Genomic DNA, 23,223 nt, shown 5'->3' with positions numbered 1-23,223 from the left:
GTAAAGGAGGAATTTACAATGAGTGAAAAGCATATGGGACATCCCGGCGCTATGAATCATGGCGACATGAGTATTGATGAAAAAGCTATTTTGACGTATGAAGGTTGGTTCAGCATTCATGCTACCTACAAGATTAATTTTGAAAAATGGCAGTCTTGGGATACGGAACGTCAAATTAAAGCCTTGGCTGAATTCAAAGCATTTATTGCTGAATTGGAAGCCGGTCATCAGGCGGAAACTTCCAGCTATGCATTGTACAATGTAGCCGGCGGTAAAGGTGATATCATGATTTGGTTCTTGCAACCAACCTTGGAAGAAGTAACGGCCAAAGAAATTACATTGCGTAAATTGGCTATCGGTGCCGTTTTGGAACCGACCGCATCGTTTGTTTCGGTTATTGAAGTAAGTAATTATATGAAAACCGACATCAATCATCCGAAAGTTCAGGCTCGTCTGTATCCGCATGTGCCACGCTTAAAATATATGTGCTTCTATCCTATGAGCAAACGCCGTAGCTTGGAAGATAACTGGTATATGACAGATCGTGCGGAACGCGGTCGCATGATGCGCTCTCATGGTCAAATCGGTAAAAAATACGAAGAAACGATTAAGGAATTTACGACCGGTGCTTGCGGGCTTGATGATTGGGAATGGGGTATTACACTCATGTCCGATGATGCGGTTCAGTTCAAAAAAATTGTTAACGAAATGCGTTTTGACGAAGTAAGTGCCCGTTTCGGTATGTTTGGTCCGTTTACGGTAGGCACCTTGCTCGATGAAGACGGTTTGGACACTTTATTTGCTTAAGCACGGATTTACAACTATTGACTCACGATTAGTATAGGAACTAGAGGTTTTACGGGATATTTCATAACAAGTGTTAATGGATTATTTTTAGTAAGGAGCAATAGTGTATGGGCTTTTTTAAGAAATATAAATCGAGCATCGGCCTGATTATCTTAGGCGGCCTGGTATTTCTTTTCACCATTAAGTTTGACTCGGTGCTGACATCGTTTAAAATCGGTATGTCGGCGGTTATGCCGCTGATATGGGGTGTTCTTATTGCGTTTGTTCTTAACATCATTGTAAAACGCTTTGAGAAGATTTATTTTCCGTCGGCCGAAAGCGGGTGGAAGCACACGACCCGTCGACCGGTTTGCGTTGTATTGGCAATCTTAACCATATTGTTGGCTATTTTCCTCGTAGGTTATATGGCTATACCGCAACTTGTTCATTCCTTGGGCATTATTGTGCAGGCCTTACCGGGCTTGTATAATGATTCGTCGGCTTGGGTAAGTCGTTTTATTGAAAATACGCCGTATTTATCGACATCCGGTGTGATGGACTCCATTTCGTCGGATAAGACGGTAGAACAGTTGCGTCAAATTGGGGCCGACAGTGGTCGCTACATTGTGAAAACGATGAGCGATACCGTTGAAATGGTGTTCAACTTTGTTATCGGCTTGATTTTCGCTATTTATGTGTTGTTGGACAAAGAAGTATTGCGTCGTCAATTGGGACGTTTGGCGCGTGCTTATGGCAAAGACCATCATATTAAAAACATGGTTCACGTATGGCGTACAGCTAGTCAGGTATTCAGCAGCTTCTTTATCGGTCAGTTCCTCGATGCGTTAATCTTAGGCGTCATGGTTGGAGCCGGTCTTGCCGTACTATCCGTACCATATGCCATGACCATCGGTTGCGTTATCGGTCTTACTGCTTTGGTACCGCTTTTAGGTGCCTATATCGGGGGTTTTATGGGGCTTGTTATGCTCCTATCCGTGAGCACCATGGATGCGTTAATCTTTATTATCGTCCTCGTTGTTATGCAGCAAATTGAAGGTAATGTTATTTATCCGCGTATCGTTGGCAGCTCGGTGGGCTTGCCGGGTATTTGGGTATTTGCGGCTATCACCATCGGCGGTACTTTATACGGCGTGCCGGGGATTTTGTTGAGTGTGCCGTTGGCGGCTACCGTTTATAAACTGTTAAAAGAGGATGTGGATCAGCGGTTGGCTCATAAGGCATTTGCCTATAAAGCGACGGTTAAAAAAGTTGAGGCGGAAGACGAGGCTGAAGCGGACGCGTTAGCGGCGGTAGAAAGTGCCAAAGCGTCAATTCAGGACGTAGCCGAAACCGCTAAAGAAGAAATTTGCGAAGCTGCTGAAGCGGTTAAAACGTCAGAACATCAAGATAAATAGAATTTTATTGAGTATGACGGTTTAAACGTGGTATACTTAAAAGACAAGTGAAATAAAAATAAATGTGACAGACCGAAGGGTTCAGTCTGTATGTGTTAAGTCTGTTTGTCATGAGTAACAGACATATACCAACAACATTTTAGGAGGTTATTGTATGAATAAGAAGTCTTTCGCCGGTTTAATGGCCGGTGCTTTGGCTGTAAGTGCCGTAGCGGTTGCTATGCCGCAAACGGTAGCAGCTGCGGATGTTAATCCGTCAATCAGAATGGAAGGATCCGTACAGTCCATGGTATTATCCATGCGTCAAGTAGCCGGTGTATTCTTGGCTAAATATCCGAATTCCGCCGTTCATTCCATTTCGTTAAAACCGGATCGCGGTCGTTTTTATTATGAAGTTTCCGGCTATACTTTAAAAAATACGTACACTATTCAGGTTGACGTAATTACCGGCAATATCATTAAAGAAAAATCCGATAAAAAAGAAAAGGATATTCCAAGCAAGGTATTCAATCCTAACAATGTTATCGATTCTAAGAAAGCCGAAGCTATTGCAGTTACCAATATCGGCGGTGATGCTATCAGCAAAGGTTGGAAATTGGAAGCTGATGAAGGCAAAGTTCAATACGAAGTTACCATTTATCACAATGATGAAAAAGACGGCTTAGTTCAACAGGGGGTAATCATGGATGCTGTGACCGGCGATGTTATTACCAGAACATTACCTGAAAAAGTTGTGATCCCTGATGAAGAGGATGACGGTTTCATCTTGTGGGGTGAATAACAGTTATATAAGCTATGAAATGCACATTGTAAAATGTGCATTTTCTTTATTTACAGGAGGTCTTCGTGATAGTCAAAACCGCTCGTGAAGAGTTAATTCGGTTTAAGGGAAAGGTTATAGGGTTAGGGGTATTCAGTTTATTGGGCACCTTAGGCATTGTCGGTCAGGCATGGTTCTTTGCGGTGCTCATTGAAAAAACTTTTTTTGAAGGATTGCCGTTAGACGCGGTATGGCCAACGGTGGCTTGGCTTATGGGTGCTATATTACTGCGTATGGCAGCAACCTTTTGTCAGGAACAGACAGCCGGCAGTTTGGCAGAGCTCGCCAAGCAGGATTTGCGTCATAAAATTTGGCACCATTTATTACGGTTGGGACCGTTCACGGGGGAACGCCACGGCGATGTGGTTCATTTGATGACCGACGGTTTGGAAAGTGTGGAAGCGTACATTGCCCGTTATGTACCGCAAATGCTCTATGCTATGATGATTCCGCTCATTATGGGGATTGCTATTATTGATGCGGCGCCGTGGGTAGCTGTTATTTTGCTTATAACATTCCCGCTCATTCCGTTTTTTATGATATTAATCGGTAAAAAAGCGGAAGCTATGAATAAAGAGCAGTGGGAGCGCATGAGCTTTTTGAGCGGCCACTTTTTGGACGTGCTCCAAGGCATCGTGACGCTTAAACTGTTCGGCCGTTCGGAAGAACAGGTGGACGTGATTGCACGCTTGTCCGCTGAATTCAGAGATTCAACACTCCGCGTGTTGCGCGTGGCTTTTTTATCTGCCTTGGTATTGGAATTGGTAAGTACTATCAGTACCGCCTTAATTGCGGTTTATATGGGGATGGCTTTGTTATATGGTCATGAAACTTTCTTATCGGCCTTCTTCGTGTTGTTGTTGGCACCGGAGTTTTATGCACCGCTGCGTCAATTGGGGGCTGCCTTCCATACGGGCATGGCCGGACAGGTGAGCCTGGCAAAAATCGATGCGTTTTTAGCATTGCCTATTGAAGAGCCGGAAGCCGGTTCGGTGACATCGGCTGAGCTTAATACGATTGAGTTTAAGTCGGTGAGTTATGCGTATGGCGTGCATGGCGAGGCAGCAAATACGGCTGAAACTCGCTATGCCGTTAAGAATGTAGACTTTACGTTGCGCCGTGGCAAGATTGCCATGCTCGTTGGCGGCAGCGGGGCCGGTAAAAGTACCCTGGCTCATTTGTTACTACGTCTCATGCAGCCGACTAAAGGCCGTATTTTAGTTGACGGTGTGAACATCTTGGACATGAATGACGATTTTTGGCGCGATCAAGTGACGTTTGTACCGCAACAGCCGCATCTGTTCCGCGGCACTTTACGAGAGAATATTACCTTCGGGCGACCGGTGAGTGATGAAGTGTTATGGGCAGCCGTGCGTGATGCGGAAGCCGAAGCTTTTGTTAATTCCTTATCTGATGGCTTGGATACGATGATCGGGGAAGGCGGTTTGGGACTTTCCGGCGGTCAGCGTCAGCGTATTGCCATAGCTCGTGCTTTTATTAAACAATCGCCGGTGCTCGTATTGGATGAAGTAACGGCCCATCTCGATGTGGCTACCGAACAGAGTTTAGCTACGGCTTTGGAACGCTTAATGGCAAATAAAATTGTTCTTCTTATCGGACACCGATTACAGACAATGCATTGGGCTGATACTTTATTGGTACTGGAAGACGGTCAGGTAGTTGAACAAGGGTCGTTTGAAGAGTTGGTAGCGGCTAAAGGCTATTTCAGCGAACTCGTTAAAGCCGGGACCGGCAGTGATTTAACGGCTGATACCGTTAAGGCTATGGACTTGAAGGCATTTAATGACGTTTCGTCAGCTGATGCTGTTGAGACCGGTGAGACCGGAGATTCTGATATTGATACACCGGTGACTAAGGCGGTACATCCTGCTATTGCCACCCATACCATTGCCGGGACGACGATGACTCAATCCGATAAGGACAATCAAAACATATCGGCTTGGGATTCGCTGCGCCGTCTATTTGCCGTATTGGGGCCGGCCCGCAATTCGTTGTGGCTCAGTTTATTATTCTCGTTCTTGACCGTATTTATGAACGTAGGGCTTTTGACTACATCGACCTGGCTCATTACATCGGCAGCACTGAGACCTGAATTGGCGGCGTTAAGTATCTCGATTGTAGGGGTACGTTTCTTTGGTATCAGCCGAGCCGTATGTCGCTATGTTGAACGCTATGTATCCCATCATATGGCATTCCAGGGGCTTTACGGTTTGCGCGTTTGGTTTTATAAGAAATTGGAACCTTTGATGCCGGCCGCTTTACATCGACTCGGATCCGGCGATATTTTAGGCCGCATCATGGCGGATATTGAAACATTGCAATTTTTCTACCTGCGTGTTATTATTCCGCCGGCTGGTGCCGTATTATTAACTTTGATCGGTTTTTATTTTATGGCTCAATTCAGTCAGTCATTGGTATGGTTATTGGCCATAGTGTTTATCTTGGGCGCCGTAGTGATTCCGTTCGTTGTGTATCGCCATAATGTATCGGCTACGGATGCTGCTCTTGCGTATCGCAGTAATATTAAGGATACGGTAGTGGAAAGCCTGGCAGGCATTATGGATATCATAACGTATAAACAGGAACCGCGCGTAACGAATTTGGTTGATCGTCAATTTTCGGACTTAACGGCGGCACAGCATGTAGTACATCGAGGCACCAATTTGGGGGATACCTTGTTTTTGGGGCTCACTCACTTCACCATGGTGCTTGGGGCCTTGATCATGATTCCTATTGCTGACGGCAGTCAATCGGAAGGTATCTTTATTGCGGTAGTGGCCATTGCTTTGCAGTCTTATTTTGAGGCATTGGGACCGCTTACGATTGCCTGGTATCACGGTCGTGAAAGCTTGGCCGCCATGAAGCGTCTTGTTCAATTGGCGGAACAGACACCGGCTGTGACCGAATCGGTAACGGCTGATGACGTGAGTGAAGCAGAACCGCAGGCCGTGGGCATTCAATTCGATAAGGTGAGTTTCGGCTATGACGGGGACGCCCCTTATGTGTATCAGAATCTGTCGCTCACTATTAAGTCCGGTGAAAAAGTGGCGATTGTGGGACCGAGCGGTTCCGGTAAAACTACTTTACTCACTATGTTGGAGCGTTTTTATGATTACGAAGGGCAGATTTATTTAGGTGATCGTGAACTTCGGACGTTGTCATTGGCGGAGGCTCGCAATTATTACGGGGCATTGACGCAGGATACATATTTATTCCATGCATCGGTGGAAGATAATATTCGCTTGGCCAAACCGAAAGCGACGAGTGAAGAACTTAACCGGGCTATTGAGTTTGCGGCTTTGACAAATTGGGTTCAATCTTTGCCGCAAGGGCTCAAAACGATTATCGGCAGCGGTGGCAGCGGTGTAAGCGGCGGTCAACGACAACGTATTGCCTTGGCTCGTTTATGGCTCCGCAACAGTCCTATTTTATTATTGGATGAACCGCTTGAAGGTTTGGATCAGTTGGTGCGTCAAGATTTGCAAAATTCTTTATACACGTTGATGAAGGGTAAAACGGTTATTTATATAACTCATCATTTGGGCGGCTTGGAACAGATGGATCGCATTTTATTCTTGGAAGACGGCCATGTTGTTGAAGACGGCGCTTATGACAGTTTGATGGCTAAACGCGGTGCTTTTTATGCCTATCGCAAGTTGTCTATGGAGACTGTATAAAACGATATAAAGTTATAAAAATCGCAGATGCAGTATATTCGGTATACATTGATGACTGCCGGCTCGCAAGGGCTCGGCAGTCTTTTTTTGTGCTTTTTGACGGTAACCGAGACAGTTGAACGGCACTCTGTGGGGAGGTTTTGAAAACTGTCAATATGCAATATAGTTTAAAAATCAGGTGCGGTATGTTATAATATGGACTGAAAACGTGCTAAATCCATAGGAGGCGTTATGAACAATCTAGTCACGCGATTATTGGAGTTGGCAGAATCTATGACAAAAGGACCACGCAAGAAAAGCGCAGAAGAGGCCACGCCTGTGCAAGTTACTGAGGCCGAACCCTGCGAAGCGAGCGAAGACGATTTATACGATCACCGTATTATCAGTGTAGAGGAAGATGCAATTAACCGCATTCTGAAAGCTCAGTTGCGCGATCATTGGTTATTTTATTCTGTTACTTTTGAATTTGAAAATAATAATAAGGTGTACATGGGGATTATTACTACCTTGGGCACCGTCATAAATATAGAATTTACTATCGAAGATTTGTGGTTTGACGACTATGCTTCGAGTTTTTCCGTAAAATTAAATATGTCCGATGTTGATATGGGCGGGTTCATTATGAATACGATTGTTCATTTATTGGGTAATTGGAGCCTCAGCCTGTTGGGGACCTTTTTCAATCCGTTTGAAATCATGGACGACGGATCTACGGTTCGTTTTGAAAAGAAGGGGATTATTCGTTTCGATTTGTCCCCGAACAGTCCGATTCGCCGTTTAATTTCCTGGCCGAATCGCTGTACAGGTGCCAAAGGGCCGGCTATTTTAATCAATGCCCGTTCGGAGCAATCGGTTCTTCGTTTAGAATACTATGCATTCCGTGACGAAGTGGAGACCTACAATATTCCCGAAGTACCCGTGAAAACCAGCTGGGTTCGTTCCATTGATATGGCGGCGGCTTTGCTGTTACCGATTGGTGTGTGGATCAGTTTTATTATTCTTCACCATTATTTGCCGACGGAGACGATTGAATTTTCATTCTCCACATACTTCCTCATTTCTTTGGGGATTTTGTGTATCAGTTTTATTGTCATGAACATCCCGCGTTACATTTACATGTATTTTGATTCTCGTAAAAAATGGCAAAGCGTCTTTGTCCATAATAATATTAAGATTCAAATGCGTAAATTGCAGCGTCGTATTCAGATTCAGCAGGTAGCCTTGAAGCGAAACGGTAAAGAAACGGATCCGGAGAGTCAGGCTAATATTCGTGATTTACTCTTGCAGATTCGCGATAAGCGTTTTTTGGCACAACGCCTTAAGATTGCCGATGAAGATCGCGATCGCAAACAAAAAATCAAGTTTATTATTGCGTATATCGTGTGTACCTTGTTGGAATGGATTTTATTGATTCACTAGGAAATATAGTATGTGAAAAGGACGATATATATGCCAGAGAGAAATATTTCCGATAATAAACAGGAACGAGTTATAGTTACCTCAAAAACATCTGAAGATTTGGCCAAAAGAATGAAAGCTTTATCGGCGGAAATTCTTAAGCGAAACTAGAATTTGTATAAAAGATTGGAAAATAAATAATCATTAAAAACCTCCTTGTCGATATAACTTATATGGAATGTAACTCAATAAGGAGGTGTTTTTATGGAAGAAATTCTGACGGCGACGGCCAATTACGGATTCCCCATGGTGGTAGCGGCGTATTTACTCATACGCTTGGAACACAAGATGGATTCCTTAAGTGCGTCCATTAATGAATTGGTCTTTACTTTAAAAACGTATGACCGGAAATAAATATGGCCGGACATAATAAAAAAACGTTGATGTGCTTAAGCACGTCAACGTTTTTTATTTCCCATTACTTTTCCTATTTTGTTTGTTTATTGTTCCTGTTCACGATTAAGACGTTCAGCAGCTCTTGAGCGCTGAGGGCGCTTTGCTCGTTTCTGTGGCCAGATAGCCGGTAAACCGTATTTGTTAGGTTTTGAGGTCCCCGGGATGACGAGCAGGATTAAGTTCACAATCCAGATGAGCACCATAAAGGCGGCACTGGTGGATTTTATCGGCAGGTAGGGGTAGGTGAAGGCGATGAATATACACCAGCATATACCGACAATGCCGTGTACCGAAAAGTCCTGCAAACGCCGGGCATAGAGTACGTAATATAAGGATAGGAACACGGAGTGCCCCAAAAAGCTCAGGAGTCGCACGCTCCAGTAAGCAGCCAAAATGACTACACCATCCATGAGGGAGCTGATTAAGCCGTTGAAAAGGCCGACTACAATAGAAATACCAATGAGACCGATTAAGAATTGAAGTCGATTTAAGCGTCCTTGCAGATATAGTATTTTAATTTGGTTGACATAGCCCCAACGGGTAATGGCGAAGGCGATGAGTCCCATTACAAATGCTTGCCCTATGTTAAATAGAATATCCATAAAATCTTCCTTTACTAGTTCTAGAACTTTATTATTATACCATATTTAAATCTTTGACGCCATATAGGGCGTTTTTTTAACAAATTGCATAAGAATAAGCAATAAAAAAGGCACAGCAGGGAGAAACTGCTGCGCCTTTTTTAGAGAGAAAGGATTGATGAGATGGAAATATATCCAAGAGTTAACGTAGTATAGGTTGTTAACTCTGAGGATCCCTTAACGAATCATTTTGCGTAGGGCCCGTACCAGGAAGAGGGCTACTACAATGCCGATACCGCTGGTTAAGAAGGAGGCCGGTAAATTGCCTACGGCGGCCATGAAACTGTCGAGTACATACGCCCAGGCTACCAAATAACCGAGGGCGGTCCAAACGGCACCTACCAACATAGCGGCTAAGAGACGTGCAAATGTTGCTTCGCGTGCTTTTGTAGGATTAGGACGGAAACCTACAACTATGTAGCCCACGATCAAGCCGGAGATACCTTTGATTACAATGGAGAATAAGGTGTAGGCTGAGTGGCCCATGACTAAGTCGAAGAGGCCGGATCCGATGGCACCGGCGAGGCCGCCGTAGAGTCCGCCAAAGAGTGCGGAAATGGTAAATAGGGCGGCGGAACCGAGGTGAACCATGGCACCGGTCGGTAACGGAATAAGTAAAGTGGTTGCAAGTGCACATAAGGCAGAGAGCATACCGATATAAATAATATCTCGAACAGTTAAATTCACAACAAAGACCTCCCGAGACAGTCACCATTGTGGCTGTCTATTTTTTTATCTCAAACTTTTATTTAACAGGCTTAATCATCCGGCTGTTTTTAGCTGCTTTTAGTTGCTTTTAGTTGCTTTTAGTTGCTTTACTGAGTGTCAGCTTCGTTTATAAGCCTGTCAGCTTTATGCTATTTAATTAAGGCTGTCAAACGACCCAAGAGTCGTTCGAATAACAAGCCGTCACGCATGGAATCGATGGTTTCGTGCGTATATTTAACGGCATCGGTAGTGAAGTTGGCGGCAATTTCCGCACTCTTCAAGGTGTCATAACCTTGCATCAAAGCACCGGTTAATACAGCTGTGAAAATATCGCCTGTACCGTGAGCTTTTACCGGTACGAGATTGGTGCTTACCAACTGTAATTCATCGGTTTCACCGTCGTAAACGGCCACAATGGCTTCGGTCGGATGCGGAACGCCGGACATGATAACGTGGCGAGGGCCTAATTCGTGAAGTTCTTTACATAACTGACGAATTTTGGCTTCATCGACCGTTTCCGGTTCGTATTTGTGTCCTAAGAGGAAGCTGGCTTCCGTATAGTTCGGTTTGATAATATCCGCGTGGGCAATGAGTTTACGCATTTCCTGTACCATGGTGTCGTTGTATACGGCATATAATTTGCCGTCATCCGCCATGGCCGGGTCAACGATAATCGGTTTATCTTTGCCAAAGCGTTCAATGGCTTCGATTACGATGTGGATTTGCTCAGGGGAGGCGAGGAAACCGCTTTGAATGGCATCGAAGGTGATACCGTTTTTTTCCCAGCAATCCATGAACGGACGAGGATGTTCGGAGAAGTCGACCATTTCATAATTCGGGTATTCCAAATGGTTGCATAATAAGGCGGTCGGGAATGGTACCGCTTGAGAGCCGAAGGCGCTGAGGAGCGGCATGGCTACCGTAAGGGAGCAACGACCAATGGAACTCATATCTTGAATGGAAAGGACTACCGGAACTGGATTCATAAACATACCTCTTTTCTAAATTATTTGGCTCACCGATTGGCTCGACAAGCTTGATTTGTATCGTATGACCTACATTTTAAAAAATAAAGTGTCATATGTAAATATACAGAATTTATATTTTTAATAGGACAGATGATTGATGTATACAGAACACATTCAACGAATTGATAATAAATACAGCGAAAACAGGCTAAACTCGTGTATAATAGATGTATAAAAATTATCAACTAAGGAGTGTGATGATTGGTGGGTACCTATTTATTAAAACGTATAATCGGGGCCTTTGTCGTTATGTGGGCCATAATTACGATTACCTTTATGCTCATGCATGCCATTCCGGGCGGACCGTTTACGGAAGAAAAGAAATTACCGCCACAGATTAAGGCGACCATTGAAGCAACCTATCATTTGAATGATCCGGTGTGGGTTCAATATACGGATTATATGAAACATGTAGTACAGTTTGATTTGGGACCGTCTTATAAATATTTAGGACGTTCGGTTAATGATATTATCGGCGAATCTTTTCCCGTATCGGCACAGCTCGGTTTGGGTGCTTTAGTATTTGCGGTTATCGGCGGGGTAGCGGCCGGCATCGGCAGTGCCTTAAAGCCGAATACATGGCTTGATTATATCATAACCTTCGGATCCACTTTGGGTATATCGGTGCCGACCTTTATCATCGGGGCTTTGCTCGTATATTGGTTGGGTTTCGTGTGGCCGATTTTCCCGGTCGCTTTGTGGAAGGGGCCGGCTTATATGGTGCTGCCGATTTTGACTTTAGGGGCTCAACCGATGGCGTTTATCGCCCGTTTGACGCGTTCCACCATGCTTGATGTGTTGCAGCAGGAATATATCAAAACAGCACGTGCCAAAGGTTTGTCCAATTGGGATATCATTATGAAGCATGCTCTTGGCAATGCGATTTTACCGGTCTTAACGTATTTGGGACCGTTGGCGGCCGCACTCCTTACCGGCAGCTTCATTGTGGAAACGATTTTTGCTATTCCGGGGTTGGGTAAATATTTCGTAACATCCATCTATAATCGTGACTATACGGTTATTCTCGGGGTTACCATTTTCTACAGCGCTTTGGTGGTAGGCTTTAACTTATTGGTGGATTTACTGTATCCGTTGGTGGATCCGCGCGTTACCATGGAAGAGGAGGATGCGTCATGAAGTTAACCGACGATTTTTTACCGTTACGCACTCATGGCGTGGCAGTCGATCCGCCTGCCGATATTGTATATCGTCCGCGTCCGAATGCATGGCATCGGTTAAAAGAAAATAAACTGGCCCTGTTCGGCTTGTTTATCATTATATGTATGTTGTTGCTTGCCATTGTGGGGCCTTGGCTGTCACCGTATGCCTATGCGGATCAGAATTTGGCGGAGGCGAATCAGGCTCCGTCGGCGGCGCATTGGTTCGGTACTGATACCTTGGGCCGTGATTTATATGTACGTGTTGTGTATGGTGCCCGTATTTCCTTGGCGGTCGGCTTTGTGGCAGCGGCCATCAATCTTGTTATCGGGGTTATTTACGGCGGTGTGGCCGGTTTCTTCGGCGGCAAAACAGACCGCCTGATGATGAGCTTTATCGATATTTTATACGGTATTCCACTCCTTTTATATGTAATTTTGCTCATGGTGGTTTTATCACCGGGGTTGACGTCTATTTTTATAGCCTTGGGTATTGCTTATTGGCTCACCATGGCTCGTATTGTGCGCAGTCGCATTGTGACTCTCAAAAACGAAGAATATGTGTTGGCCGCTCGTTCTATGGGCGTGCCGGCTTCGCGCATTTTGTTCCGTCACATGTTACCGAATTGTGTGGGACCGATTATTATTACCATGACCTTGGCTATACCGGAAGCGATTTTTACGGAAGCGTTCTTGAGTTTCATCGGACTTGGTGTCAGTGCACCGATGGCTAGTTGGGGCGTCTTGGCGGCGGAAGGTATTAATTCCATTCGTTCGTATCCGTTCCAGTTGGTGGCACCGGCTTTGGCCATTGCCATTACCATGCTTGGCTTTACGTTCTTTGGGGATGGTCTTCGTAATGCGTTAGACCCGAAAGGAGAGGTGAAGCGATGAGTTTAGTTAATTTGGAAAATTTGAGCGTAACCTTTCATACCTTTGCCGGTGATGTAGAGGTCGTACGCGGTGTATCCCTTAAATTGGAAGCCGGTGAAGTACTCGGTATTGTCGGTGAGTCGGGCTGCGGCAAATCCGTTACTTTGCAGGCCTTAATGGGACTTTTGCCAAGAGATATTACTTCTGTTAAAGCCGATAAGCTTCAGGTGGCCGACATGGATTGTACTACTTTTAAAGAATCTTTATGGCGTGCCTTATGCGGTTCTGAAGTGGCTATGGTATTCCAGGATCCTATGACGGCACTAAACCCGATTTTATCTATCGGTACGCAGTTGACCGAAGCGATTAAACTTCGAGCTGAGCGGAGCAGTGAAACGTTGCGTGATGTAAAAGGGGAAGCGGCCTATTTATTACAGAAGGTCGGCATTTCCGATCCGGAACGACGTTTAACGCAATATCCCCATGAATTGAGCGGGGGCATGCGTCAGCGCGTTGTCATTGCTATGGCGTTAGCCGGCAAACCCCGTTTACTCTTGGCCGATGAACCGACGACAGCCTTGGACGTAACAACGGAAGCCCAAATCTTATTATTATTAAAAGAGCTGGTTAAAAAAGAGCACATGGGATTAATTATTATCTCGCATAATTTGCGTGTTATTGCGCAAATGTGTGATACCATGTCCGTTATGTATGCCGGCCAAGTATTAGAAGAAGGTCCGGTAGAAAAATTGTTGGCCAGACCTAAACATCCGTATTTACAGGGCCTTTTAAGATCGTTACCGACCAGTGCCACTGAAAAATTACAGGCAATCGGCGGCCAACCGCCGGATTTATATAGTTTGCCGATGGGCTGTTCATTTCATCCGCGTTGCCCGAAAGCTATGCGAATTTGTGCTCGTGAGATGCCTGAGTTGGAAAATAATTTACGCTGTTGGTTGTCAAAATCTAAAATAACACCATGTGCCGTGAAAAAAGGCACTTTAATCGATGGTGTTGAAGCGACGGAACAAGTGGCAGTCAACACAGAAGGGACGGTGAAATCATGAATATCTGGGAAACCCATGATTTAACTAAGCATTTTACCGTTCGACGCGGTTTTTTAAAACATCAAAGCCAGTTGGTACGTGCTTTGGAAGGTGTATCCTTATCACAGGCCGCCGGCGAAACATTGGGGCTCGTGGGTGAGTCCGGTTGCGGTAAATCTACGTTCGGGCGCACTTTAATGGGTTTATATCCGAAAACTTCGGGCCGCATTGTGGTAGCAAATCGTGAGATTGAAAGTGCAGCCGATCAAGATCATGTATTGCAGCATATTCAAATGGTATTCCAGGACCCCTATGCCTCGTTAAATCCGCGTATGACGGTGCGGCAAAGTTTGTTGGAACCTTTAACGGTGCGCACAACCGGTCATGTGTCGTTAAGTCATGCCGACAAAATGGCCAAAGTGGATGACATATTGGAACAAGTCGGTCTTACCAGGGCACAAGGTGAGCGGTATCCGCATGAATTCAGCGGCGGCCAGCGCCAGCGTATCGGTATAGGCCGTGCCCTTATCAGCGAACCGCAGTGTATTATTTGCGATGAACCGATTTCGGCTTTGGACGTTTCAATTCAGGTGCAGATTGTGTCGCTTTTGGAACATTTGCAAGCGGAACGAAAAATCAGTTATGTGTTTATTTCTCACGATTTAAATATGGTGCGTTATATCAGTCAGCGGATTGCCGTCATGTATTTGGGCGGTGTTGTGGAAGAAGGTCCGACTAAGGCCGTTTACGAAAATCCGCTTCATCCCTATACCCAAGCACTTATTCAATTGAATGCGCCGCTGGCACCGCATATGAGCATCGGTCCGGTGCTGAGCGGTGAAGTGCCGAGCCTGCTTAGTACGATTACGGGCTGTCCGTTTGCATCGCGTTGTCCGGAAGTAATGGCGCAGTGCCGGGAAGCAAAACCGCCGTTAGTGTTGCGTGAAGGACGTAAAGTAGCTTGTTGGCGGCGTTAGGAGGTTTGTGGTATGGAAAAAATTCTGGCCGGCAGAGGTCTTGGCATAGAATTAGATCATTTAATTAAAGAAACGGCCCCGGATGGACAGATTTCTTATTTGGTGGCTCGTCTTGATGATGAACGGGCTATGGCGGAGATTGCCGGGCGCGGGCTTACGACGGTACATGCCAGTGCCAGCATGATAAAAGTCCTTATCATGGCTGCATTATTTGCTAAGGTAGCGGACGGCGATTTGGCATTGGATATGACCGTAAAGTTATCGGAGACCCCCAAAGTTTTGGGCGGCGGTGCTTTGCAGGAGCTGGAGTCGAATCATCGTTTTTCTTATTTGGAACTATGCCGACTCATGATGGTGCTCAGCGATAATTGGGCGACTAATTTACTGATTACCAAGCTCGGTATGGACTATGTCAATGAATTTGCTAAGTCGTTGGGACTGCATGATACGCGTTTAAATCGCTATATGATGGATAGCAAGGCGAGAGCAGAGGGCCGTGAAAACGTAATGACCGTACTCGACTTGATGACTCTATATGAGTATATTTACAGTCAACGGGAAACGGGCCCGTTAGGCCGCGAAATGTGGCAACTGTTGGGACGTCAGCAGTTTCGCGATAAATTACCGTTTTACTGGGGCGAAGATGTGGTGTTTCACCACAAAACCGGCGTCCTTGATGATGTGGAACATGACGGTGGTTTGTTGCCGCTGGTTAAAGGCACATTTAGTATTATTGTGTTTATTTCCAAAGTACCCAATACGGAAGGTATTTTGCTCGGTGCCCGCATGGGGCGCTGTATTAAAGATTTTTTAGAAAATAAATTGCCTTAGTCGGCAATATGAGGAGTCGCGTATGAAAAAATATGTGATGTACAGTGTATTGCTAATTTTGTTAACCGGCCTTGTGCTCGTGGCGGGGTGCAGCCGCGGCGGTGAGTCGATTCCACCCGATACCTTGCGCTATGCCTTAGAGCAGGAGCCGTCCACGTTGGATCCGGCCAAGTCTTCGACCTTACCGGAATCTACCGTAGAGCTGGCTGTTTTTGAAGGGCTTACACGGCTAAATGCCAAAGATGTACCGGAACCGGCTGTGGCCAAGTCATGGACTATATCGCCGGACGGGTTGACCTATACATTTTATCTTCGGCCGGAAGCTACCTGGTCCGACGGTAAACCGGTAACGGCTCATGATTTCGAGTATGCTTGGAAGCGGGCTTTAAATCCGGAAGTGGCAGCCAATAATGCGTTTATGCTGTATGCTTTGAAAAACGGCGAGGCGTATAATACAGAGAAAGCTCAGGCTGATGATGTAGGGGTTAAGGCCGTGGATGACCATACTTTGGTCGTTACTTTGGAATCACCGGCTCCGTACTTTTTGGGTTTGACGGCATTTCATGCGTATTATCCGGTGCGTGAAGATATTGTCTCGAAAGCACCCGATACATGGGCGACTTCCGCGGCAACGCTTATCGGCAACGGTCCGTTTAAACTTGTAAAATGGCAGCATAGTGCGGAATTGCAGTTTGTGAAAAATGAAAACTATTGGGATGCGGTGGCCGTTAAATTAAAAGCGATGGAATGGCCGATCAGTGAATCGCAGAGTACGCGTCTCACCCTTGTAGAAGGGGGAGCGGCTGATATAATGGTAGAACCGCCGGTAGCCGACCAGGAACGTTTGACAAAACTGGGGCTTTTTAAAGTAGCACCGTCTTTGGGGACATATTACTATGTGTTTAATGTGACGGCACCGCCGTTTGATAATCCGCTCGTACGTAAAGCTTTTTCTATGCTTATTGATCGCAAGGTCATTGTTGATACCATTGTGCATGGCGGTAAAACGCCGGCCTATGCCTTTGTGCCGCCGGGGCTGACCGATGAGTCAACCGGTCAGGATTTTAGAGCGGAAGGTGGTAATTTGGTTGCCTATAATGTAGCGGAGGCTAAAAAGTTATTGGCTGAGGCCGGCTACGGACCGAATAAACCGCTGCCTACCGTAACGATTTTGTATAATACGAATGAAATGCATAAGGCGATTGCCGAAGCGGTTCAAGCCATTTGGCAAAATGAATTGGGGGCCACGGTGGAATTGCAGAATCAGGAAACGAAAGTATTTATGGCTAATCGAGAGGAAGGTCATTATCAGGTGGCTCGTGCATCGTGGATTGGTGACTATGCAGATCCGCAAACATTCCTCGATGTTTTCTATGATTCGGCTAATGACGCTCAATATCACAGTGAAGCCTATAATGCGTTGATAGACAGAATTCATAATACGACGGATGTGAAGTTGCGTAATGAACTCATGCATGAAGCGGAACGTATGATTTTTGATGATACCGTGGTTATGCCGATTTATTTCACCACTACGCCGTATGTGGTACGTGACACGATTGGCGGTTATTTCTGGTCGAGTTTAGGGACCATTGAATTTAAACATGCCTTTCGTAAATAAGTGAAAGTGTATAGCTGACGAGTATAGCCAATGATTAAATGCATTGGCTATATTCAATGAATAGTGGATAGGAGAAGCAGTGATGGATTGGATTTTGCCAAAACGGTTACAACCGGGGATGACATTGGCGTTTACGGCCCCCGCTTCGGCTACGGAAGAAAATTTGGAAGCTCTCGAAGCTTTGGTGAAGGAACACGGTTATAAGTCTGTATTCGGAGCATCCTGTTACCGTCACGGACTTTACGGCGGTACGCCGGAAGAACAGGCGGCGGAATTTAATGCATTTATGACGGATGACAGCTGCGATGCCGTTATTGCTTTGCGTGGCGGTTACGGCACGGTTCGTTATCTTGATTTATTGGATTATGAAGGTATTCGTAAGTCACAGAAACCGTTTGTCGGTTACAGTGATTGTACGGCATTGCATACGGCCATCGGGCGTTACAGTCGCTTGGTGACTTATCACGGGCCGATGGGTGTGGATTGGTTAAAACCGGGCCGTGAAAAGGATGTTGCTCATCTTTTTGATTTATTGGAAGGTAAAACAACGGTTGTAGAGCCGTTGCCGGCTCCGCCGCGCGGTTTTATCGGTGCCAATATGGAAGAAGGTCGCCTTATAGGCGGTAACTTGGCGATTCTATGCAGTTTGGGCGGCACGCCGTACGCACCGAATCCCGAAGACTGGGATGATGCGGTGTTACTTTTGGAAGATATTGGTGAACCGCCGTATAAGATTGACCGCATGTTACAACAGTTGCGCCGTCAGGGCGTATTGAGCCGTGTTAAGGGAGTAGCTCTCGGTACTTTTACGGACTGTGAGGACGAAGATGAACCGGACTATGAAATCGGTGCTCATGTGATGGATTATATGATGGCTGAACGTGATGAAGCGGCACCGGAACCTTTTGTTTGCTATGTGCCGACCGGTCATGGTACGCCGCATCAAGCCTTGCCATTGGGAAGCTATGTAAGTTTTAGGGCAATTTCCAATACATTGGTGTTATTCCCGTATTGCGAGGCCGCGTTGGCTGAGACAGAAAAGCTGAATGATATGCCAGTTGATGCTGATACAGCTGTTACTGTCGGCCTTGTTAAAGAAGTTAATACAGCTGATGTTATGAACGGTAATACAGATGTTGTTGCGGACGTTACTACAGAGTCTGTTGCGGTCCTTAATACATATGCGGATTCTTTGGCTGCCCGTGAAGCTCGTATCCATGAGGCTGTTAAGGCCATGGAACAATCGCTTATCGATTTGTCGGCTTATTTACATGATAATCCCGAAGTGGGGCTGACGGAACATAAGGCGGTAGCGGCGATTACGAAGGTATTGAAGAACAAGGCCTTTACAGTTAAAACCGATGTGAGTGACGGCACGATTCCGGAATTGGCCACGTCTCTTAAAGCCGATAAGGGCAATATGGATAGTTTCTTTAAAATGGCGTTTCTCGGTGAATATGACGCCTTGCCGGGACTCGGTCACGGTTGCGGTCATAATTTGATTGCCGCCATGAGCGTGGGGGCTGCCATTGGTTTTGCGGCGGCTGTGCCGGAAGCGTTAACTACCTTCTTCGGCTGTCCGGCGGAAGAAACGGTTGGCGGTAAGGTATTCATGGCCAACGCCGGCGTTTTTAACGGCTATGCCGGTGCTTTATTGACACATCCGGCGGATGTGAATGAATTGGGTGGTTCTTCGTTGGCCAGTCATCCGTTGGAAGTAAAATTTATCGGGCGGTCGGCTCATGTGGCGGATTTAGAAGACCACGGTATCAATGCTCTGACTTGTGCCGTTGAATTATATACGGCCGTTAATGCATTAAAAGATCAGTGGGGCGATGAAGTGGTAATCGGGCAGATATTTACCGAGGCCGGCGAAGCCCCCAATATGATTCCGGCGGAAGCTGTGCTGCACATGACCGTACGGGCTCATACGGTGGAATTTTTAGAAGATATTGTACTGCCGGCCGTCAGATCTAAGGCTGAAGAGATTGCCAAAGCACAAGGCGCGAAAGTGGCAATGCGTCATTATGAACCGCTTTTTAAAGATTTGCGGGAAGATAAAACATGGCGTGATTTGGCCCAAGCCGTTATGACGGAGTGGGGGGCTACACCGACGATCCTTCCTGATAATGTGGCGGAAGGCAGTACCGATATGGGTAATGTGTCGCATGTGGTGCCGACGGTGCAGCTCACCTTGGCTATCGGTGAAGATATGGGACTTCATACGCCGGAATTTGCAGCCCGAGCCGGTTCGCCGGAAGGGCTTGCCATGATTCAAAAAGGTGCTCATATTATGGCCATCACAGCCCTTCGGTACTGGTGGCGCTATGGTCGCGATTTTGACAGAGCTGTAAAATAAAGGTAAAATATATATGATTAAATTAAGCCGTCTTTTTTAGATGGCTTTTACATTAGATATACGGTTGGGAGATGACTGATGAGTGTACTAACTGTGTCACATGTGACGCATGGCTTCGGCGCCCGTCAAATTTTGGATGATGCGTCGTTTCGACTATTAAAAGGTGAACATGTAGGTTTAATCGGCGCTAATGGCGAAGGTAAGTCTACGTTTTTAAATATCATAACCGGTAAGATTTTGCCGGACGAGGGCACCGTGGCGTGGTCTAATAAGGGCACGGTAGGCTATTTGGATCAGCACAGCGTATTGGCAGAAGGGCAAACCATACGCGATGTACTGCGTGATGCGTTTAGCGATTTATTCGAGTTGGATAAAGAGTTGCAGGCGGCGTATATGGAGATGACCGATTGTGACGAAGAGCGTATGAATGAGCTCATGGAGAAAACCGGTGAGTGGCAGGAAGAGTTGGAACACCGCGGTTTTTACGAAACTGATGCCACCATCGAGCGTACCGCCCAAGGTCTCGGCCTCGTTGACATCGGTCTTGACCGTCTCGTTAACGAACTGAGCGGCGGCCAGCGTACGAAGGTACTTTTGACGAAGCTTTTATTGCAAAAACCGACGATTTTGCTTTTAGACGAACCGACCAACTATTTGGACGTAGAGCATATTGCATGGCTACAGAATTATTTGCAAAACTATGAAAATGCTTTTATTCTCATCTCTCATGACATGGAGTTTTTGAATTCCGTAGTCAATGTGATTTATCACATCGAGCAGGCGCAGTTAACCCGCTATACAGGGAACTATGAACAGTTCCTGGCGGCTTATGAAGTGCAGCGTGCCCAAGCGATTAAAGCTTACGAGCGCCAGCAACAGGAAATTGCCCGTATGGAAGATTTCATTCAGCGTAATAAAGCTCGTGTGGCTACACGCGGTATGGCTAATTCCCGTGCTAAGCGTTTGGAGAAGATGGAAATTTTGGAAAAACCGAAGGTTCATTTGGAGGTGTCGTTCGGTTTTAAAGAAGGGCGTACGCCAAGCCGTTTTGTGGTAAGTGCCAAAGATTTAGTGTTGGGCTATGACTCGGCGCTTACGAAGCCGGTGGATGTTGTCTTGGAACGCGGTCAGAAAATTGCCGTGCGCGGTGTTAACGGGCTCGGTAAGACGACGCTTCTTAAGACTTTATTGGGCTTAATTAAATCGTTTGCCGGTGAGGTTGAACGAGGCGACTTTTTACAGGTTGGCTATTTTGAACAGGAAGACAGTGCCCATAATGATATGACGGCACTTGATTATATTTGGAATGCATATCCCGCCATGACGAATGCGGAAGTGCGCGCAGCTCTTGCCCGTTGCGGGCTCACAAATGAGCATATTACGAGTCAGATGCGCGTCTTATCGGGTGGTGAGAATGCGAAAGTACGACTCTGCAAATTGATGCAGGAGCCGTATAATGTGTTGGTTTTGGACGAACCGACGAATCATTTGGACGTAGCCGCTAAGGAAGAGTTGGCCGATGCGCTACGTCGTTTTAAAGGAACGATTTTAGTAGTCAGTCATGAACCTGAATTTTATCGCTCATGGATTACGGACGAATGGAATGTTGAATCGTGGACGACTAAAATCGTATAGGAGATTTTGTCATGAAAGAACAGGCCAGTGAGGGTGTGGCACAGTTTTTAACAGCCTTGGGGATTGATTTAAAAGCGGCTGATATGGAGAATACGCCGCAGCGTGTAGCCGGTTTATATGAAGAGCTGTTTGTCGGTATGAATAAATCCAGTGCCGATATATGGGGGGATATTTTTCCTACCGACTACAAAGGCTTGGTAGCGGTAACGAGTATCCCGTTTTATTCTGTATGTGAACATCATTTGATGCCTTTTTTCGGCACCGCCGACATTGTGTATCAGCCGAAGGACGGTCGCGTAGCCGGACTCAGTAAGCTCAGCGATTTGGTTAATCTGTTTGCCCGTCGCCCGCAGTTGCAGGAACGCATGACGCGTGAAATTGCCACGGCGCTGGAAAACGATTTAGAGGCTGAAGGCGTGATGGTACGCATTAAAGCAACGCATTTATGTATGCTTATTAAAGGCGAGTTACAACAAGGAACGGCCGTTGTGACCATGGAATGTCGCGGTGTTTTAAGCCGGACGGGACAGCTTCGGGAAGAAGCATTGACTATTTTAGGAGGTTCAACGGATGTTCAAACGACGCAGTTATAAATGGAATGACGGCAGAACATTGGTGCTCAATAACAGCACTTTGATCATGGGAATTTTAAACGGTACCCCCGATTCGTTCTCCGATGGCGGTAAATATAATACACCGGATGCGGCTATTGCTTATGCCCGTGAAATGGAATCACAAGGTGCCGATTTAATCGATCTCGGCGTGGAATCCACAAGACCGGGTCATACGCATATTTCCGTGCAGGAAGAAATCAACCGCATGGAAGCTTTGTTGGGGCCTGTTTTGGAAGCAACGAAGATGCCTGTGTCCATTGATACCTATCGTGCGGAAACAGCCGATTGTGCATTGTCTCATGGTGCTCACATTCTCAATGATATTTGGGGCTTGCGCTACGACCCCGATATTGCAGCCGTAGCAGCTAAGCATAAGGTGCCGGTTATTATCATGCACAATCAGAATGATACGAACTATGGTGATATTATCGAAGATATGAAGGCTTTTTTCTTCGCTTCTGTTGATATTGCCTTAAAAGAGGGCGTTCAGCCACAAAATATCTGGTTGGATCCCGGTATCGGTTTCGGTAAAACCGGAGCTCAGAATATTGAAGTTATGCAACGTCTCGGTGAATTGACGGCTTATGAATATCCGGTGCTCTTGGCACCTAGTCGCAAGCGTTTTATTGGCGCTATGTTGAACGATTGCCCGCCCGATCAACGGGATGAAGGCACTGTAGCCGCTTGTATTACCGGCTTAATCCAAGGAATTGACATGGTACGCGTGCACAATGTAGATATGCACAAAAAAGCGTTAACTGTTGCAGATGCCTTGCTGAGAGGAGAGTTCTAATGGATAAGATTGTATTAAAAAACATGGGCTTTTTCGGGTATCATGGGAACTTGGAATCGGAAAACAGTCAGGGGCAGCGTTTTTTTGTGGATGTCACAATTTTGATAGATTTGACCAAAGCCGGTCAGTCCGATGATTTGGCAGATTCTATTAACTATGTGGACGTATATAATACGGTGGAACGCATCGTCACGGGTGAACCGCAGAAATTATTGGAAAAAGTGGGCACTTTGATTGCCGATGAATTGTGGAACAATTATCGCGGTATTATCGGCCTCGCCGTAGCAATTCGTAAACCGGCCGTGCCGATTCCGGGCATGCTCGATTATGCGGAAATAACGATTACACGCGGTCAAATGTAGAGAGG

Annotated in this window: 20 protein-coding genes; 17 read left to right on the top strand and 3 right to left on the bottom strand. The window is 46.0% G+C overall.

The window, feature by feature from the left end; translation table 11 throughout:
* Nucleotides 1–18 precede the first annotated feature (18 nt).
* The 6 genes from hemQ to EO126_RS06155 all read left to right on the top strand — a co-directional run bounded on the left by hemQ (nt 19) and on the right by EO126_RS06155 (nt 8,531).
* The gene (gene hemQ / locus EO126_RS06180) at nt 19–807 is read left to right on the top strand and encodes a hydrogen peroxide-dependent heme synthase (RefSeq protein WP_006556356.1); all 789 of its coding nucleotides are present in this window, start codon (nt 19–21) and stop codon (nt 805–807) included.
* 107 nt (nt 808–914) lie between these two features.
* Nucleotides 915–2,201, top strand: a complete 1,287-nt coding sequence (locus tag EO126_RS06175) for an AI-2E family transporter (RefSeq protein WP_127007996.1) — start codon at nt 915–917, stop codon at nt 2,199–2,201.
* Between the two features lie 154 nt (nt 2,202–2,355).
* Complete coding sequence (locus EO126_RS06170; protein WP_127007994.1) at nt 2,356–2,982, top strand: PepSY domain-containing protein; 627 nt, start codon at nt 2,356–2,358, stop codon at nt 2,980–2,982.
* A gap of 65 nt (nt 2,983–3,047) precedes the next feature.
* Entirely contained in the window at nt 3,048–6,719 is a 3,672-nt protein-coding gene (gene cydD / locus EO126_RS06165) for a thiol reductant ABC exporter subunit CydD (protein WP_127007992.1), read from the top strand.
* 231 nt (nt 6,720–6,950) lie between these two features.
* On the top strand, nt 6,951–8,138 hold the full coding sequence (locus EO126_RS06160) for a hypothetical protein (protein ID WP_127007990.1): 1,188 nt from the start codon (nt 6,951–6,953) through the stop codon (nt 8,136–8,138).
* A 243-nt stretch (nt 8,139–8,381) separates the two neighbouring features.
* The gene (locus EO126_RS06155; RefSeq protein WP_006556362.1) at nt 8,382–8,531 is read left to right on the top strand and encodes a YvrJ family protein; all 150 of its coding nucleotides are present in this window, start codon (nt 8,382–8,384) and stop codon (nt 8,529–8,531) included.
* Nucleotides 8,532–8,617: 86 nt separating this feature from the next.
* Here EO126_RS06155 and EO126_RS06150 read toward each other — a convergent pair whose 3' ends face one another.
* The 3 genes from EO126_RS06150 to EO126_RS06140 all read right to left on the bottom strand — a co-directional run bounded on the left by EO126_RS06150 (nt 8,618) and on the right by EO126_RS06140 (nt 10,908).
* A complete protein-coding gene (locus EO126_RS06150; protein WP_006556363.1) occupies nt 8,618–9,175 on the bottom strand; it encodes a DUF805 domain-containing protein in 558 nt (185 codons plus the stop codon).
* A 216-nt stretch (nt 9,176–9,391) separates the two neighbouring features.
* Nucleotides 9,392–9,901: an ECF transporter S component gene (locus EO126_RS06145; protein ID WP_127007988.1), complete on the bottom strand. Its 510-nt coding sequence runs from the start codon at nt 9,899–9,901 to the stop codon at nt 9,392–9,394.
* A gap of 170 nt (nt 9,902–10,071) precedes the next feature.
* Nucleotides 10,072–10,908 carry a pyridoxamine kinase gene (locus EO126_RS06140; protein WP_127007986.1) on the bottom strand — a complete coding sequence of 279 codons (837 nt, stop codon included), beginning with the start codon at nt 10,906–10,908 and terminating at the stop codon, nt 10,072–10,074.
* A gap of 246 nt (nt 10,909–11,154) precedes the next feature.
* On the opposite strand from EO126_RS06140, the gene EO126_RS06135 reads away from it, so the two are divergent.
* The 11 genes from EO126_RS06135 (at nt 11,155) to folB (ending at nt 23,218) form a co-directional block, all read left to right on the top strand.
* A complete protein-coding gene (locus EO126_RS06135; protein WP_006556366.1) occupies nt 11,155–12,087 on the top strand; it encodes an ABC transporter permease in 933 nt (310 codons plus the stop codon).
* Nucleotides 12,084–13,001, top strand: coding sequence for an ABC transporter permease (locus EO126_RS06130; protein ID WP_127007984.1), 918 nt, complete (start codon nt 12,084–12,086; stop codon nt 12,999–13,001). The genes EO126_RS06135 and EO126_RS06130 overlap by 4 nt, the downstream gene beginning before the upstream one ends.
* Entirely contained in the window at nt 12,998–14,047 is a 1,050-nt protein-coding gene (locus EO126_RS06125; protein WP_127007982.1) for an ABC transporter ATP-binding protein, read from the top strand. Before EO126_RS06130 ends, EO126_RS06125 begins: the two co-directional genes overlap by 4 nt.
* Nucleotides 14,044–15,003, top strand: coding sequence for an ABC transporter ATP-binding protein (locus EO126_RS06120; RefSeq protein WP_225723676.1), 960 nt, complete (start codon nt 14,044–14,046; stop codon nt 15,001–15,003). The genes EO126_RS06125 and EO126_RS06120 overlap by 4 nt, the downstream gene beginning before the upstream one ends.
* A 12-nt stretch (nt 15,004–15,015) precedes the next feature.
* A complete protein-coding gene (locus EO126_RS06115; protein ID WP_127007978.1) occupies nt 15,016–15,834 on the top strand; it encodes a serine hydrolase in 819 nt (272 codons plus the stop codon).
* A 22-nt stretch (nt 15,835–15,856) separates the two neighbouring features.
* Entirely contained in the window at nt 15,857–17,455 is a 1,599-nt protein-coding gene (locus EO126_RS06110) for a peptide ABC transporter substrate-binding protein (protein ID WP_127007976.1), read from the top strand.
* Between the two features lie 82 nt (nt 17,456–17,537).
* On the top strand, nt 17,538–19,814 hold the full coding sequence (locus tag EO126_RS10935) for an amidohydrolase (RefSeq protein ID WP_225723677.1): 2,277 nt from the start codon (nt 17,538–17,540) through the stop codon (nt 19,812–19,814).
* A gap of 78 nt (nt 19,815–19,892) precedes the next feature.
* Nucleotides 19,893–21,449, top strand: a complete 1,557-nt coding sequence (locus EO126_RS06095; protein WP_127007974.1) for an ABC-F family ATP-binding cassette domain-containing protein — start codon at nt 19,893–19,895, stop codon at nt 21,447–21,449.
* An 11-nt stretch (nt 21,450–21,460) separates the two neighbouring features.
* On the top strand, nt 21,461–22,042 hold the full coding sequence (gene folE, locus EO126_RS06090) for a GTP cyclohydrolase I (RefSeq protein ID WP_127007972.1): 582 nt from the start codon (nt 21,461–21,463) through the stop codon (nt 22,040–22,042).
* A complete protein-coding gene (gene folP / locus EO126_RS06085; RefSeq protein ID WP_127007970.1) occupies nt 22,020–22,856 on the top strand; it encodes a dihydropteroate synthase in 837 nt (278 codons plus the stop codon). Before folE ends, folP begins: the two co-directional genes overlap by 23 nt.
* A complete protein-coding gene (gene folB / locus EO126_RS06080) occupies nt 22,856–23,218 on the top strand; it encodes a dihydroneopterin aldolase (protein WP_127007968.1) in 363 nt (120 codons plus the stop codon). Before folP ends, folB begins: the two co-directional genes overlap by 1 nt.
* Nucleotides 23,219–23,223: the final 5 nt, after the last annotated feature.

Origin of the sequence: Veillonella seminalis, from assembly GCF_003992065.1 — a bacterium.
GTDB lineage: Bacteria > Bacillota > Negativicutes > Veillonellales > Veillonellaceae > Veillonella_A > Veillonella_A seminalis.
Note: the sequence above shows the minus strand (reverse complement) of the source record. Positions and strands in the feature narration are given on the sequence as shown.

Coding starts and splice junctions, on each gene's coding strand:
- hemQ (WP_006556356.1), top strand. CDS start 19: ATGAGTGAAAAGCATATGGGACATCCCGGCGCTATGAATCATGGCGAC.
- EO126_RS06175 (WP_127007996.1), top strand. CDS start 915: ATGGGCTTTTTTAAGAAATATAAATCGAGCATCGGCCTGATTATCTTA.
- EO126_RS06170 (WP_127007994.1), top strand. CDS start 2,356: ATGAATAAGAAGTCTTTCGCCGGTTTAATGGCCGGTGCTTTGGCTGTA.
- EO126_RS06160 (WP_127007990.1), top strand. CDS start 6,951: ATGAACAATCTAGTCACGCGATTATTGGAGTTGGCAGAATCTATGACA.
- EO126_RS06155 (WP_006556362.1), top strand. CDS start 8,382: ATGGAAGAAATTCTGACGGCGACGGCCAATTACGGATTCCCCATGGTG.
- EO126_RS06150 (WP_006556363.1), bottom strand. CDS start 9,175: ATGGATATTCTATTTAACATAGGGCAAGCATTTGTAATGGGACTCATC.
- EO126_RS06140 (WP_127007986.1), bottom strand. CDS start 10,908: ATGAATCCAGTTCCGGTAGTCCTTTCCATTCAAGATATGAGTTCCATT.
- EO126_RS06130 (WP_127007984.1), top strand. CDS start 12,084: ATGAAGTTAACCGACGATTTTTTACCGTTACGCACTCATGGCGTGGCA.
- EO126_RS06125 (WP_127007982.1), top strand. CDS start 12,998: ATGAGTTTAGTTAATTTGGAAAATTTGAGCGTAACCTTTCATACCTTT.
- EO126_RS06120 (WP_225723676.1), top strand. CDS start 14,044: ATGAATATCTGGGAAACCCATGATTTAACTAAGCATTTTACCGTTCGA.
- EO126_RS06115 (WP_127007978.1), top strand. CDS start 15,016: ATGGAAAAAATTCTGGCCGGCAGAGGTCTTGGCATAGAATTAGATCAT.
- EO126_RS06110 (WP_127007976.1), top strand. CDS start 15,857: ATGAAAAAATATGTGATGTACAGTGTATTGCTAATTTTGTTAACCGGC.
- EO126_RS10935 (WP_225723677.1), top strand. CDS start 17,538: ATGGATTGGATTTTGCCAAAACGGTTACAACCGGGGATGACATTGGCG.
- EO126_RS06095 (WP_127007974.1), top strand. CDS start 19,893: ATGAGTGTACTAACTGTGTCACATGTGACGCATGGCTTCGGCGCCCGT.
- folE (WP_127007972.1), top strand. CDS start 21,461: ATGAAAGAACAGGCCAGTGAGGGTGTGGCACAGTTTTTAACAGCCTTG.
- folP (WP_127007970.1), top strand. CDS start 22,020: ATGTTCAAACGACGCAGTTATAAATGGAATGACGGCAGAACATTGGTG.
- folB (WP_127007968.1), top strand. CDS start 22,856: ATGGATAAGATTGTATTAAAAAACATGGGCTTTTTCGGGTATCATGGG.